Raw genomic sequence first — 14,504 nt, 5'->3', positions numbered from 1 at the left:
ACCTCCCTTAACGAGTAAAGGCCTTCCACCACCTGCTAGCAGGTGTGGGAGGCCTTCCTTCGTCTTTGGGTGTGTTTGGCCCCTGCAAACCCCAGACAGGACCCAACTTAAAGGCAATAGCCTCGCTCCTCCGTGCGTGCGAGCGGGACAACATCGCGCCGCCGGACCATTAGGTGTTAGCGCAGTCCGTACGCCAGCTTAAGAGCCCCACGACCCCGGATTACCCTTAGAACCATCCTTAAGCGCCTCCTGCCGAAGGGTGCCAGCCAAGCCGTTGGCCCAAGCGCCTAGGAACCTCTGAGATAGCCTCTACCCTGGCATAACCATATCGCTGCCTTCAGGCCTCCAACAGCGATACTATGCCTCCGGCTGGCTCTACAGTTACCACGGAGTGCAGCAGACAGCCGCTAATGCACCGGCGGCCGGTGGACGAAGACCTTTCCAATTCAAGGCGTGTAGGAATCAAAAAAGTCCGCCACACCGGCATGCGGTGCAGCGGACTCTTAAAGCTCTACTGAGCGGTTACGAAGCCTCGATTAGTCGAGAACCTTGGTAACGCGGCCAGCGCCGACGGTGCGGGAGCCCTCGCGGATAGCGAAGCGCAGACCCTCGTCCATAGCAACAGGCTGGATGAGCTCAACAGACATCTCAACGTTGTCGCCAGGCATAACCATCTCGGTGCCCTCAGGCAGGTTCACAACACCGGTAACGTCGGTGGTGCGGAAGTAGAACTGAGGACGGTAGTTGTTCATGAACGGGGTGTGGCGGCCGCCCTCTTCCTTCTTCAGGACGTAGACGGAACCCTCGAACTTGGTGTGAGGGGTGTAAGCGCCCGGCTTGATAACAACCTGGCCACGCTCAACGTCCTCACGCTTGGTACCACGCAGAAGCAGACCACAGTTGTCGCCAGCCTCGGTGTAGTCCATCATCTTGCGGAACATCTCGATACCGGTAACGGTGGTGTTCTGGGACTTCTCCTGGATACCGATGATCTCAACGTCCTCGTTGACGTTCAGACGACCACGCTCAACACGGCCGGTAACAACGGTACCGCGGCCGGTAATGGTGAAGATGTCCTCGATAGGCATCAAGAACGGCTGATCGGTAGCGCGCTCCGGATCAGGGATGGAGTTGTCGCAGGCATCCATCAGGTCAACGATGGACTGTACCCACTTCTCGTCACCCTCGAGTGCCTTCAGAGCGGAGATGTGAACGATAGGAGCTTCCTCATCGTAGTCCTGCTCTGCGAGCAGCTCGGAGATCTCCATCTCCACGAGCTCGATGATTTCCTCATCATCAACCATGTCGCACTTGTTCAGTGCAACGAGGATGTAAGGAACGCCAACCTGGCGAGCAAGCAGAACGTGCTCGCGGGTCTGCGGCATCGGGCCATCGGTTGCAGCAACAACCAGGATAGCGCCGTCCATCTGAGCTGCGCCGGTAATCATGTTCTTGATGTAGTCGGCGTGGCCCGGGGCGTCAACGTGTGCGTAGTGACGCTTCGGGGTGGAGTACTCCACGTGGGAGATGTTAATGGTAATACCGCGCTCCTTCTCCTCAGGAGCCTTGTCGATCATGTCGAACGCGAATGCCTGGTTCTCCTCAGGGTACTGGTCAGCCAGAACCTTGGTGATCGCTGCGGTGGTGGTGGTCTTGCCGTGGTCGACGTGTCCGATGGTGCCGATGTTCACATGCGGCTTCGTACGCTCGAACTTCTCCTTTGCCACTGTATGTCCTCCTGGACTATATGGTGGCTACGACCTTCGCAGCCACGTGGTTGACAGTTGTCATTGGCACCTGACCCAATATCTGGGACAAAGCGCTAATGACGCTTTCTTTACGTGCCAGTTACACGATCCTAGATTTATCCCGCGGTTTTTTCAAACCGCCATTATAGGAGGTAACCCCGCGAATCTTCGCGGCCATTTCCCTCAACAAGAGTCTCAAATAAAGGATCCTGGGAGGGTAACGGCCGGCTCAATTCACAACCAATGGTTTTAGCTGCAAACTCAGCCCGCCGCTACCCTGGCCCAGTTGCCACATTTAGCGGTGAGGCTGGCATCTACTGGCAGAGACTACCAGCCCTTAGCCACCGCTGAACGGGCGGGGCGTCTCTATTAGTTAGCGCCGCCGGTGCGCTCTTCGATGATCTCCTGAGCCACGGAGGAAGGAACCTCAGCGTAGGAGTCGAAGACCATGGTGAAGTTAGCGCGGCCTGCGGTGGAAGAACGCAGGTCACCGATGTAGCCGAACATTTCAGACAGCGGAACCTTGGCCTTGACGACCTTGGCGCCAGAGCGGTCTTCCATGGCGAAGACCTGGCCACGACGGGAGGAGATGTCACCGTTAACGGTACCCATGTACTCCTCAGGGGTAACAACCTCAACGGCCATCATTGGCTCCAGCAGAACCGGCTTTGCCTTGGCCATAGCTTCCTTGAATACCTGGGAGCCGGCCAGCTTGAAGGCCATCTCAGAGGAGTCAACGTCGTGGTAAGCGCCGTCTTCCAGCGTTGCCTTGATGTTGACCATCGGGAAGCCAGCCAGGTAGCCGTACTGCATTGCGTCCTGGATACCAGCATCGACGGAAGGGATGTATTCCTTCGGCACGCGGCCACCGGTCACGGCGTTCTCGAAAGCGTAGGTTGCGGACTCGCCCTCTTCCAAGGTCTCTGGGTCCGGGTTGTACGGCTCGATGGTGCAGATAACCTTTGCGAACTGACCGGAACCACCAGTCTGCTTCTTGTGGGTGTAGTCGATGGACTCCACCTTGCGGCGAATGGTCTCGCGGTAGGCAACCTGCGGGTTACCGATGTTTGCCTCGACCTTGAACTCGCGCTTCATGCGGTCAACCAGCACGTCGAGGTGTAGCTCGCCCATACCGCCGATGACGGTCTGGCCAGTCTCATCATCCAGCTCAACGGTGAAGGTTGGGTCCTCGGCAGCGAGCTTCTGGATGGCGTTACCCAGCTTCTCCTGGTCGGCCTTGGTCTTCGGCTCGATGGAGACCTTGATAACCGGGTCCGGGAAGTCCATGGACTCAAGAATGATCTGGTCATTCTTGTCACACAGGGTGTCACCGGTGGTGGTTTCCTTCAGACCAACAACGGCGTAGATGTTGCCGGCGTCAGCCTGCTCCACCGGGTTCTCCTTGTTGGCGTGCATCTGGAAGAGCTTACCGATGCGCTCCTTCTTGCCCTTGGTGGAGTTCATAACCTCGGTACCAGGGGTGACCTGGCCGGAGTAGACACGCACGAAGTTGAGCTGACCAAAGAAGGGGTGAGCTGCAATCTTGAAGGACAGTGCGGAGAAGGAAGACTCAACGGAAGGCTTACGGGTAAGCTGCTGGTCCTCATCGCCCACAGCGTGGCCGATAACCTCGCCCACGTCGAGCGGGTTAGGCAGGAAGTCCACAACAGCATCCAGCAGCGGCTGGACACCCTTGTTGCGGTAAGCGGTACCGCAGTAGACCGGGTAAATCTCAGAGTTGATAGTCAGCTTGCGGATGCCGGCCTTCAGCTCATCGATGGAGAGCTCTTCGCCGCCGAAGTACTTCTCCATGAGTTCTTCATCGGACTCTGCAACGGCCTCAACCAGCTGCTCGCGGTACTGCTCAGCCTTTTCCTTGAGGTCCTCAGGGATCTCCTCGTAGGTTGGCTCTGCACCGGTCTCGACCTTGCCGCGCCAGGTGATGGCCTGCATGTTCAGCAGGTCAACAACGCCGTCGAAGTCATCCTCCGCGCCGATAGGCAGCTGCATAACGAGCGGCTTAGCGCCCAGGCGCTCAACGATGGTGTCAACAGTGTAGTAGAAGTCTGCGCCCAGCTTGTCCATCTTGTTGACGAAGCAGATACGCGGAACGTCGTACTTAGCGGCTTGGCGCCACACCTGCTCGGACTGTGGCTCCACGCCTTCCTTACCGTCGAAGACGGCGACGGCGCCATCGAGGACACGCAGGGAGCGCTCAACCTCAACGGTGAAGTCAACGTGACCCGGGGTGTCAATGATGTTGATCTGGTTGTTGTTCCAGAAACAGGTCACGGCAGCCGAGGTAATGGTGATGCCGCGTTCCTTTTCCTGTGCCATCCAGTCAGTGGTGGATGCACCGTCGTGGGTCTCGCCCACCTTACGGTTGATACCGGTGTAGAAGAGAATACGCTCGGTGGTGGTCGTCTTACCAGCATCGATGTGGGCCATGATGCCAATGTTGCGGACCTTGTTCAGATCCTTGAGCACTTCTTGTGCCACGTTTATACCCCAACTTAATAGTCGTCGACGCCGTGACCAGAAACCTGGCTAAGACGCCTGCATGGATAAGTTCTTGAAAAGTTTGCCATTGTGTGGCCGTGCTAGGTGCCCAGCGGCTCCTAGACTTCCATCGCTTCAGTGTACTGGACACAAAGCGAATGCGCTGGACTAGCCCAGCTGTGCTGGACTAAATCACACCCTGTGCCACCAAAATGGCCCAAGCAAGAGATATGAAGTTTTGTGTCGCCGCCGGGAACCCGGAAATCAGCGCGAAACTCGTTTCTCGTTGCTTAGGCCATTGATGAAGGTGCTGAAAAATTACCAGCGGTAGTGAGCGAAGGCGCGGTTAGCCTCAGCCATCTTGTGGGTATCCTCACGACGCTTGACGGAAGCACCGAGGCCGTTGGAGGCATCCAGGATCTCGTTGGCGAGACGCTCGATCATGGAGTTTTCGCGACGCTGACGGGTGAAGGTCACCATCCAGCGCAGTGCCAAGGTGTTGGCGCGGTCCGGACGGACCTCAACCGGCACCTGGTAGGTAGCGCCACCCACGCGGCGGGAGCGAACCTCGAGGTCCGGGCGGATGTTGCCCAGCGCCTTTTCCAGGGTGCCAACCGGGTCAGTGCCGGTCTTCTCGCGGCAAGCCTCAAGCGCGCCGTAGACGATGCGCTCTGCGGTGGACTTCTTGCCATCCTGGAGGATCTTGTTGACGAGCATGCTTACCTGCTCGGAGTTGTATACCGGGTCCTTTACTACAGGACGCTTCGGAGCAGCATTCTTACGCATTGTTTATTACTGTCCCTTCTTTGCGCCGTAACGGGAACGAGCCTGCTTACGGTCCTTGACGCCCTGGGCATCCAGGGAGCCACGGATGATCTTGTAACGAACACCTGGAAGGTCCTTCACACGGCCGCCGCGAACGAGGACCATGGAGTGCTCCTGCAGGTTGTGGCCCTCACCTGGGATGTAGGCCGAAACCTCGATGCCGCTGGTAAGGCGCACACGAGCAACCTTACGAAGAGCGGAGTTCGGCTTCTTCGGGGTGGTGGTGTACACGCGGGTGCACACGCCACGACGCTGCGGGGAACCCTTCAGCGCAGCGGTAGAGACCTCTTTGCGCTTGGTCTGGCGGCCCTTGCGGACCAGCTGTTGAATAGTTGGCATTAAACAGTCTTTCTGTCGAATTGCACCACTTCTTAAGAAGGGAACCAAACATGCAAAAATAGGCGCTCTTTCCCGGGGCGCTTCCGCATGTCCAGAACTCTTCCCAAGGCGGGCGCCTTGTTAAGGATCAGACTTTTCACCATGTTCTTTGCGCGCCATATTCGCACAGGGGCGCAGTACATAGTGAACTAGAGCTAAGATTAGCAAAGCCAGCGCTATGAACACAAAACAGGTAGTCCATCCCGCCGGCGGCGCGGAGGGGCTACTCCCACTCCCACGTCAGGTCCGGCTCTGCGGCCTTATCAGAAAAGTAGGATTTCTCCTGCTCTTCCCAGGTGCTAAACCATTTCTCATAGGCCGGCTCGCGCGCAATCGCGCGCTCATAGCGCTGCTCGCGGGGGCCATCGATGCGCACGGTTACTACCGCGCCGCGCTTTTTCGCCGCCGCGATATTATCCGCGGTCACGGAGCCGACGCCTTCAATAATGAGGTCATCGCGCACATCAAGGCTTGCCCAATCGCCGGGGCAACTGGCTTCCCAGTCCCAGCGCCAATAGCCGGGGTTCATGGTGCGCAAGACCTGCTCGCCCACCATCTCGGAGCCCTTTTCCAGGCCATGCCAGCCGGGATAGAATTCATCGAGGTGAACCACGCGCCAATTGGTGCGATCTGCCAAGGCTGCGGAGGTCCAGGTTTTGCCGGAGCCAGAGGGGCCATCGATAAGCACCGTGATGGGTTTAAATGCACGCTTGCGCGAGGCTGCTAGCTTAACGATGTCCTCCAAGAGGCGCTCTTGTTCGGCATCAATGTCCATAGTGCTTGAATCACTGCTTTCGCGGATTAAAGGCCAAAGAATCTCCAGGCCCCAGTAAGTACCGAAGTTACCACCGGTACACAAGCAAGGGCGAGGCCGCAGGCCATCACCCACCCATCACGGGCGTGCAACCTGGATTCTCGGGCCCAGCTCCGCTCCCCTCCTCCGGGTGGGGTGCGCCCGAAACCGCGCGCTTCCATTGCCGTCGCGAGCTTGCCGCCGCGGCGCAGGGCAATGACCAATAGGCCAAAGGACATCGTAAGCAAGTGCTTGAATCGACCTTCATCCGTAAGCCCGCGGGCCCTGCGCGCCATGCCGAGCGATTGCCAATCGGATTTCAGCAGCGTCATCATGCGCACGCCGGCCACAGCACCAATGACGAAGCGGGAGGGAAGGCGGAGGATCTGCGAGAGGGCATCGCCAAGCTCGGTGGGATCGATATCGCGCGCGAGCACCACCGTGGGTAGCGCGACCGCCAGCACACGCAGCGTGATCGCGATGGCCAGGGTGAGCGAATTTTCCGTCACCGTAATCAGCCACCAGCTGAAGTACTCCTCTCCCCCGGGCGCGCCATACAGCAGCATGGAAATGCCCGAAAGCGGGGCGATGAGGAATAAGAACCAGCCGGCCTTCCACAACCGCAGCCAGGACACGCCGCACAGCGGCGCCAGGATGAGCGTCAGGCTCAGCGATAGCGCCGCCGATACCCAGTCGATGGAGGCAAGCAGCGGTGTGACCCAGACGAACATCAGGAAGATGCGGGTTAACGGGTTAACGTTGCGTAAGAGATTAGGCACCGCGCACCTCCACCTGGTGATCGCCCAAGGCCTCTATAAAGAGCGGGTCATGGGTAATGGAGGCGATGGTGGTGCCGTCATCGGCCAATTGGCGCAACAGCCCCACCAACTCCACAAAGGTGCCGGGATCCTGGCCAAAGGTTGGCTCGTCCAAGAGCAGCACCTCCGGGGCGGTAACCAGCGCCGTTGCTACAGAAAGCCGGCGCTTTTCGCCGCCGGATAGCGTAAACGGATTGGCCTTGAGCAAGTGCCCCAAGCGCAGCGATTCCACCAGCTGCGAAATGCGTTCCTCTGGGGGATCGACGCGCATGACCTTGGGCGCGACCCGCAATTCCTCTTCCACGCTGCGGGCGACAAATTGGTGTTCTGGATTTTGGAAGACGAAACCAATGCGGTCAGCCAATTCGCGGGATTTCCACCGGGAAGGCGGGCCCTTGACGCCGCGGCGGACGAAGTCAGCGACCCCGATTTCCCCGGCCTCGGCCGGAAGTAGCCCCGCCATAGTCATCAGCCACGTGGATTTTCCCACGCCATTGCGGCCGGTAATGACGGTCGAGGCCCCCGCCGGCAGGGAGATGGATCGCGGCGGACCATAGCGGGTTACCAAATCCTTGCTCCACAGCGCGGCGTTGGACTCATCGAGCGCATCGCTTTCTAGCGACCTTGCCTGCGGAAGACCGGTGACTTGGCGCTTGCGGGCAGCGTCAGCAAAGGGACCATCGGAAATAATGCGCCCATCCTTCAGCTCTACCGCGCGGTCCAGCACGCTTTCCCACGCCGCATGCTGGTGCTCGACCACCACCAACGTGGCACCGGTGTGCTCTACCAGCTTGCCGACGGCCCGCACCACGTCCCGCGCGCCTTCCGGATCCAGGTTGGCGGTGGGCTCGTCCAATAGGACCACGCCCGCGCCCATGGCGATGACCCCGGCGAGCGCCAGGCGTTGCTTCTGCCCGCCGGAAAGGTGCTCGGTGGGAAAATCCAGATCCGCATAGGGGCCAACCAACTCTTGGGCTTGGCGCACCCTGCGCCAGATCTCCTCGCGCGGATATGCCAGGTTCTCGCAGCCAAAGGCGATATCATCGCCCACGCGCGCGGAGATAACCTGCGAATCCGGATCCTGCAGAACCAACCCCACCGGGATGGTCCGGCCCGGTTCTTCGACCGTGCCGGCAGAATCCTCCAAGGTGATCTCGCCGGTGCGCGTGCCTTCCTCATCGGAACCCAAGACACCGGCCATTGCCGCCAATAGCGTGGACTTTCCAGAGCCGGAATCCCCGCACAGCAAGACCTTCTCACCGGGTTCGATGACAAGGTCTATGTCCTGCAGCGCCGGTTGGGAACGCCCAGCGTGGGTCCAGCCGTAGCCGCGGGCCGCGATTTTTGTGGCGTTTCCTGCTAAGCGTGAAAAATCAGTCACAGCAGTCTGGGCCCTAAGCGCGCTGTTCGCGGCCTACCGCAAAGCGGTCAAGGGCACCGGTCTTAGCCAATGCCTTCACCAGGTAGAAGCCCAGGGCGCCGGCCAAGATGGCACCGGAGATGGTCAGGGTGACCAAGTAAATCATATTGAACTCGAAGGACTTGGCGAGGTTACCGGAAGTAAACAGCTCTAGAACAAAGGCGCCCCAGCCTGCTGCCATACCGGCCAGGATGGTCACGCCAAGGTTGAACTGGCGGTACATGAAGATGGCGAAGATGATCTCCACGCCAATGCCCTGTGCCAGGCCCGAGTACAGGGTGCTAATGCCCCACTGCGAACCCAAGACGGCCGACACCGTGGCGGCAAGGACCTCCACGTACACCGCCGCACCCGGCTTACGGATGACCAAGCCACCCAGGATGCCGCCCAACAGCCAGATGCCGGTGGCCAGGCCACCCAGGCCTGGCGTGAGCGCATCCATGGCCTCATACCAGGCATAGCCCACGGCATTCCAGCCCAAGAATACGAAACCACAGGCAACACCCAAGACGGATGCCACCACAATATCCACCACGCGCCAATTCAGGTTGCGCTTTGGTGCTGCGGACGCAGCTGCATTAGTAGTCATTATTTCCTCCCTCTCGCCGGAATTACCCGGATCAGGTTCAACGGTTCACCGCGTCATATCGCAGTATCTCAGCCTTCATTTCTGTGCCTGTGCGGCCTGTGCGCCCCACGGACCCACAGATTCTTAAAGCTCCCGTGTAATGGTTTAAATCAAGTAGTCCAAGGCCCACATTTTTACTAATCTGGGCCACAGGCTTTACTCATACTAGCAGGCACGCATACGGGTCCTCACAACCAATTCGGCGGCCGAATTGGGCTCCCAGTCACGGGAAACCTATACACAATCCATCAGACGCTCTCAAAACGAAAGGGCCCCGTCCGATGCTTCGGTTTGTAACCGGTGTTCGAACGTGGCCCTTCCTACTGGAGTGAATTAAGATCCTAGGTGGCTATATCACTCTCTCCATTCCGAGAATAGACCAAAAAGCACACTATGACAAGATCACCTAATCCGCGATGCCGAGGAAGACGAAGCAATGCACGGATCCAGACATGAACAGCATGTACTACAGACGTTGGGAGAACAGCGCACTGAAAAATATTTAACCCAAATGGGAAATCATGCTGGTCGAGCCCTCACGCTTTATAGGTGGGACCTTCAACTATCTGCGGTGCTTTGGAACTTATTATCCGTTTTTGAGATTGTCCTCAGAAACAAGATTTGCAAAGCGATCGATGAATGGAGCGATGAGCAGGAGCCTCAAAGCAATAAAAATTGGATTGAACATCCCACTTGCAATGTATCCTTCCCTCTCTCCAAAGTCAGCCAACAAATTGCAAACAGAGCCCTAGGAAAAGCCAGGAATGCTAAAGGGATTCGCGACAACGGAACTGGGCTCGTCGAAGGAACTCATCCGCGAAAAGGTCAACCCATTAACCGTGATGACATTATTGCCCAAGTCACCTTAACTCAATGGAAGGAAGCTTTCTTCTACCGAGAACCGACAATTCGCCCCGATGGCACCCGCAAGTATTACCCTAACGAGACCACCTATACGAATCTCAAGTCCGTGTACAAAGAGATAACTAGCCGGGCGCTGTCATCGGGTCCTAAGACTATTTCCCCTGATCGAGCCAGTTTTATCATGCATCACGCCGTTTTGCTTAGAAATAGAATTAGCCACCAAGAGTCACTGATCGATATCGATTGCAGCATCTACCGGAAGCAAATTTTTGAATTACTTAATTGCTTGGATCCTAGCGTTCTTCAATATTTTTCGGCGAGCGATCCCCTTCCGGAAATTCTGAAAAACGATCCTCGTTCAAAGTGACGTTAAATTGTATCCCAATTCAAAGCCCATATTTGAAAATTAAAATATTTATAGGCCATCTGCGTTAATAGAGAAATATCCTGAAAGAGCCCCCGCTTACCGTGTGCACGGAAGCGGGGGCTCTGACTGGACGCGGTGCCGCGGGGCACGCGCTCTAGGACTTAGAAGGTGAAGTCCTCATCCAGCGGAACGGAAGCGCCGGTGAATTCACCGAAGCCATCGTCACCGTAGATGGAATCGCCGTAAGTCGGAATCGAGTATGCGGCGTTGCGCGCAGCCTCGGTCGGCTTAACGGAGATATTGCGGTAGCGCGAGATACCGGTACCGGCCGGGATCAGCTTACCGATGATGACGTTCTCCTTGAGGCCGATGAGCTTATCGGAGCGCTTGTTAATAGCGGCATCGGTAAGCACGCGCGTGGTCTCCTGGAACGAAGCAGCGGACAGCCAGGACTCGGTAGCCAAGGAGGCTTTGGTAATACCCATAATCTCCGAGCGCAGCTGAGCCGGCTCGCCACCTTCTGCGACCTGTGCAGCGTTCATCTGCTTAGCCTCAGAAAGGTCGATCAGGTTACCCGGCAGCAGCTCCGTGGTACCGGCGTCAATGACGGTACCGCGGCGCAGCATCTGGCGGATGATGATCTCGATGTGCTTGTCGTGGATGGCCACACCCTGGGTGCGGTACACGGCCTGCACCTCGTTGATGAGATGTTGTTCCACGCCGCGACGGCCCAGAACCTCGAGCACGTCGTGCGGGTCAGCCGCACCACGCATCAAGCGGTCACCGGTCTCAACGTGGTCGCCGTCCTTCAAGGAACGCTCGATCATCGCATCCGGGTTGGACTCCATCGGGCGACGCACCTGGGCCAAGCCTTGGCGCTTGGACAGCTTCTCGTAAACCACGTCATCGGAACCGTCATCCGGGGTGATGGTCATGGTCCAGAAGTTACCCTCATCGGACAGGGACACGGTGCCGTCCACGGAGGCAATCGGTGCGCGGTTCTTCGGGTTACGGGCCTCGAAGAGCTCCTGAACACGCGGCAGACCACCGGTAATGTCGCCACCGACACCACCCTGGTGGAAGGTACGCATGGTCAGCTGGGTACCAGGCTCACCAATGGACTGTGCAGCCACGATGCCGACGGCCTCGCCGATGTCAACCAACTGGCCAGAAGCCATGGACTTGCCGTAGCACTTAGCACAGACACCTGCCGGGGTCTGGCAGGTCAGCACGGAGCGGACCTTGACGTCGGTGACCTTGGCATCGAGAAGCTTCTGCGTAAGCTCCTCGGTCAAGTCTGCACCAGCCTCTGCAACGACCTCGCCGTTCTCGTCCTTGACGTCGGTGGCAAGCACGCGACCAGAAGCGGAGGTCTCCCACAGCTCGGAGAGTACGACCTTGTCGCCGGAGACCTCGCCGATAGGAACGCGCACGCCCTGGCGGGTGCCACAGTCCTCTTCGCGGACGATAACGTCCTGAGCAACGTCCACCAGACGACGGGTGAGGTAACCGGAGTCAGCGGTACGCAGCGCGGTATCGGCCAGACCCTTACGGGAACCGTGGGAGTTGTTGAAGTACTCCAGCACGGACAGGCCTTCACGGAAGGAGGTTTTAATCGGACGGGTGATGTAATCACCGTGCGAGTTCACAACCATGCCCTTCATACCGGCCAGCGTCCAGATCTGACGCATGTTACCGGCAGCACCCGACTTCACAATCATTGGAATTGGGTTGTAATCCGGGTAGATGCTCTCAACGGCCTCACCGACGGTATCGGTAGCGTCCTTCCACAGCTCCACCAGGCGGTCATAACGCTCGCGCTCCGTAAGCGCACCCTGCTCCCAGTACTTACGCTCGATGCGCTCTGCTTCCTTCTCATAAGACTCGAGGATCTCGGTCTTATTCGGAAGCACGAGCACGTCAGACATCGTAATGGTCACACCGGAACGGGTTGCCCAGTAGAAGCCAGCATCCTTCATGTTGTCCAGAACCTGGGCCACGGTGATCATTGGGTACTTGGTGGCCAAGTCATTGACCACGTCACCAATGAGGACCTTGCCGTCGGTGCCGCCGCCCTTGCGGACCATGATGCCCTCAAGGTACGGGTAGTTCCACGGCAGCAGCTCGTTGAACATGATGCGACCGATGGTGGTGTAGCCCAACCATGCCTGGCCCTTGGACCAGCCATCGGGGAAGTACTCTGCCTCGATGTCCCCTGGCGGGCGCAGGTGATCGATGCGGACCTTGATCGGTGCCTGCAGGCCAACCGTTCCACGGTCGTAGGCCATGAGGGCCTCGGCGTAGGACGAGTACACGCCCGTTGCCGGGTAATCCTCGCCAGCCTCGCGGTAACGACCGTTGCCGCCGATCTCATCCTCTGCCTTGTCCATGGTGAGGTAGTACAGACCAGTCACCATATCCAGACGCGGCATAGCCAGTGGCTTACCGGATGCCGGGGACAAAATGTTGTTGGAAGCCAGCATCAGCACGCGAGCCTCTGCCTGTGCCTCGGCGGATAGCGGCAGGTGGACTGCCATCTGGTCACCGTCGAAGTCGGCGTTGAACGCCTCACAAGCCAGCGGGTGCAGCTGAATAGCCTTACCCTCAACCAGCTTCGGCTCGAAGGCCTGGATACCCAGGCGGTGCAGCGTAGGCGCACGGTTGAGCATCACTGGGTGCTCAGAAATGGCCTGCTCCAGCACGTCCCACACCTCTGGGCGCTGGCGCTCCACCATGCGCTTTGCGGACTTGATGTTCTGGGCGTAGTCGTTTTCGACCAAGCGCTTCATAACGAAGGGCTTGAACAGCTCGAGTGCCATCAGCTTCGGAAGACCACACTCGTGCAGCTTCAGCTGCGGGCCGACGATAATAACGGAACGACCGGAGTAGTCCACGCGCTTACCCAGCAAGTTCTGGCGGAAACGACCCTGCTTGCCCTTGAGCAAGTCAGACAGGGACTTCAACGGGCGGTTGCCCGGGCCGGTAACCGGACGGCCACGGCGGCCGTTATCGAAGAGCGCGTCCACAGACTCCTGCAGCATGCGCTTCTCGTTATTCACGATGATCTCTGGTGCGCCCAGGTCGATCATGCGCTTCAGGCGGTTATTGCGGTTAATAACGCGGCGGTACAGGTCATTCAGGTCCGAGGTAGCGAAGCGGCCACCGTCCAGCTGCACCATCGGGCGCAACTCAGGCGGAATAACCGGAATAGCGTCCAGCACCATGCCTGCCGGGTCGTTGCCGGAGTTCAGGAATGCGGCAACAACCTTGAGGCGCTTAAGCGCGCGCATCTTCTTCTGGCCCTTGCCGTTGTTGATAATCTCGCGCAGCTCCTCGGCCTCTGCCTCGAGGTCGAAGTTGCGTACCAAGGTCTGGATGGCTTCTGCACCCATGCCGCCGGTGAAGTAATCCTCGTATCGGTCAACCAGCTCTTCGTAGATGGTCTCATCGATGACCATCTGCTTCGGAGCAAGCTTCAAGAAGGTGTTCCAGATTTCATCCAGGCGTGCGACTTCACGCTCGCCGCGCTCGCGGATGTGCTGCATTTCCTTATCAGCAGCGTTTTGTACCTTCTTGCGGGCATCGGCACGCGCACCGGCTGCCTCCAGCTCTGCCAAGTCGGACTCGAGCTTGGAAGCGCGCTCTGCGATCTCGGACTCGGTATCGTCCTCAACGTCCTTCTTCTCCAGCAGCATTTCTGCTTCCAGAGTGGACTGATCGTTGTGGCGAGCCTCTTCATCAACGGAGGTGATGATGTTGGCAGCGAAGTAGATGATGCGCTCAAGGTCCTTCGGTGCCAGGTCCAGCAGGTAGCCCAAGCGGGAAGGAACGCCCTTGAAGTACCAGATGTGGGTGACCGGAGCGGCCAGCTCGATGTGGCCCATGCGCTCACGACGCACCTTGGACTTGGTGACCTCAACGCCGCAACGCTCACAGATGATGCCCTTGTAACGCACGCGCTTGTACTTACCACAAGCACACTCCCAGTCACGGGTAGGTCCGAAAATGCGCTCGCAGAACAGGCCGTCCTTTTCCGGCTTCAGCGTGCGGTAGTTAATGGTCTCGGGCTTTTTAACCTCGCCCTTAGACCAGCGACGGATATCGTCAGCAGTGGCCAGACCGATGCGGAGCTCGTCGAAGAGATTTACGTCAAACACGTAATGT

At 58.3% G+C, this 14,504-nt stretch carries 10 protein-coding genes and 1 riboswitch; of the genes, 1 reads left to right on the top strand and 9 read right to left on the bottom strand.

What is annotated here, in order from left to right; all coding sequences use genetic code 11:
* Nucleotides 1–536: 536 nt before the first annotated feature.
* From tuf to HMPREF1261_RS04250, 8 genes are all read right to left on the bottom strand, one after another.
* Entirely contained in the window at nucleotides 537–1,727 is a 1,191-nt protein-coding gene (gene tuf / locus HMPREF1261_RS04285) for an elongation factor Tu (protein ID WP_005276884.1), read from the bottom strand.
* Nucleotides 1,728–2,117: 390 nt separating this feature from the next.
* Complete coding sequence (gene fusA / locus HMPREF1261_RS04280; protein ID WP_023016729.1) at nucleotides 2,118–4,247, bottom strand: elongation factor G; 2,130 nt, start codon at nucleotides 4,245–4,247, stop codon at nucleotides 2,118–2,120.
* A 318-nt stretch (nucleotides 4,248–4,565) separates the two neighbouring features.
* Nucleotides 4,566–5,033 (bottom strand): 30S ribosomal protein S7, encoded by a 468-nt coding sequence (rpsG, locus tag HMPREF1261_RS04275; protein ID WP_005276881.1) that lies wholly within the window; start codon nucleotides 5,031–5,033, stop codon nucleotides 4,566–4,568.
* A 6-nt stretch (nucleotides 5,034–5,039) separates the two neighbouring features.
* The gene (rpsL, locus tag HMPREF1261_RS04270) at nucleotides 5,040–5,411 is read right to left on the bottom strand and encodes a 30S ribosomal protein S12 (protein ID WP_005276879.1); all 372 of its coding nucleotides are present in this window, start codon (nucleotides 5,409–5,411) and stop codon (nucleotides 5,040–5,042) included.
* Between the two features lie 262 nt (nucleotides 5,412–5,673).
* Nucleotides 5,674–6,225, bottom strand: a complete 552-nt coding sequence (locus tag HMPREF1261_RS04265) for a hypothetical protein (protein WP_005281192.1) — start codon at nucleotides 6,223–6,225, stop codon at nucleotides 5,674–5,676.
* Nucleotides 6,226–6,251: 26 nt separating this feature from the next.
* Nucleotides 6,252–7,022, bottom strand: coding sequence for an energy-coupling factor transporter transmembrane protein EcfT (locus HMPREF1261_RS04260; RefSeq protein ID WP_023030100.1), 771 nt, complete (start codon nucleotides 7,020–7,022; stop codon nucleotides 6,252–6,254).
* Nucleotides 7,015–8,442 carry an ABC transporter ATP-binding protein gene (locus tag HMPREF1261_RS04255; RefSeq protein ID WP_023030099.1) on the bottom strand — a complete coding sequence of 476 codons (1,428 nt, stop codon included), beginning with the start codon at nucleotides 8,440–8,442 and terminating at the stop codon, nucleotides 7,015–7,017. Before HMPREF1261_RS04255 ends, HMPREF1261_RS04260 begins: the two co-directional genes overlap by 8 nt.
* 13 nt (nucleotides 8,443–8,455) lie before the next feature.
* Nucleotides 8,456–9,070 (bottom strand): ECF transporter S component, encoded by a 615-nt coding sequence (locus tag HMPREF1261_RS04250; protein WP_005276874.1) that lies wholly within the window; start codon nucleotides 9,068–9,070, stop codon nucleotides 8,456–8,458.
* Nucleotides 9,060–9,216, bottom strand: a riboswitch (TPP riboswitch). It overlaps the preceding gene by 11 nt.
* A gap of 368 nt (nucleotides 9,217–9,584) precedes the next feature.
* Between HMPREF1261_RS04250 and HMPREF1261_RS04245 the strand changes: the two genes are divergently transcribed.
* Nucleotides 9,585–10,340, top strand: a complete 756-nt coding sequence (locus tag HMPREF1261_RS04245; protein WP_232207986.1) for a hypothetical protein — start codon at nucleotides 9,585–9,587, stop codon at nucleotides 10,338–10,340.
* Between the two features lie 161 nt (nucleotides 10,341–10,501).
* On the opposite strand, the gene HMPREF1261_RS04240 is transcribed toward HMPREF1261_RS04245, so the two are convergent.
* Nucleotides 10,502–14,497, bottom strand: a complete 3,996-nt coding sequence (locus HMPREF1261_RS04240; protein ID WP_023030097.1) for a DNA-directed RNA polymerase subunit beta' — start codon at nucleotides 14,495–14,497, stop codon at nucleotides 10,502–10,504.
* Nucleotides 14,498–14,504 lie beyond the last annotated feature (7 nt).

Source organism: Corynebacterium sp. KPL1818 (genome assembly GCF_000478135.1).
GTDB classification, from domain to species: Bacteria; Actinomycetota; Actinomycetes; order Mycobacteriales; family Mycobacteriaceae; genus Corynebacterium; species Corynebacterium accolens.
The sequence above is the reverse complement of the archived record's forward strand: the minus strand, read 5'-3'. Positions and strand labels throughout refer to the sequence as shown.

Excerpts from the sequence above, each read along its gene's own strand:
- HMPREF1261_RS04265 (WP_005281192.1), bottom strand. The coding sequence starts at position 6,225 with ATGGACATTGATGCCGAACAAGAGCGCCTCTTGGAGGACATCGTTAAG.
- rpsG (WP_005276881.1), bottom strand. The coding sequence starts at position 5,033 with ATGCGTAAGAATGCTGCTCCGAAGCGTCCTGTAGTAAAGGACCCGGTA.
- HMPREF1261_RS04250 (WP_005276874.1), bottom strand. The coding sequence starts at position 9,070 with ATGACTACTAATGCAGCTGCGTCCGCAGCACCAAAGCGCAACCTGAAT.
- rpsL (WP_005276879.1), bottom strand. The coding sequence starts at position 5,411 with ATGCCAACTATTCAACAGCTGGTCCGCAAGGGCCGCCAGACCAAGCGC.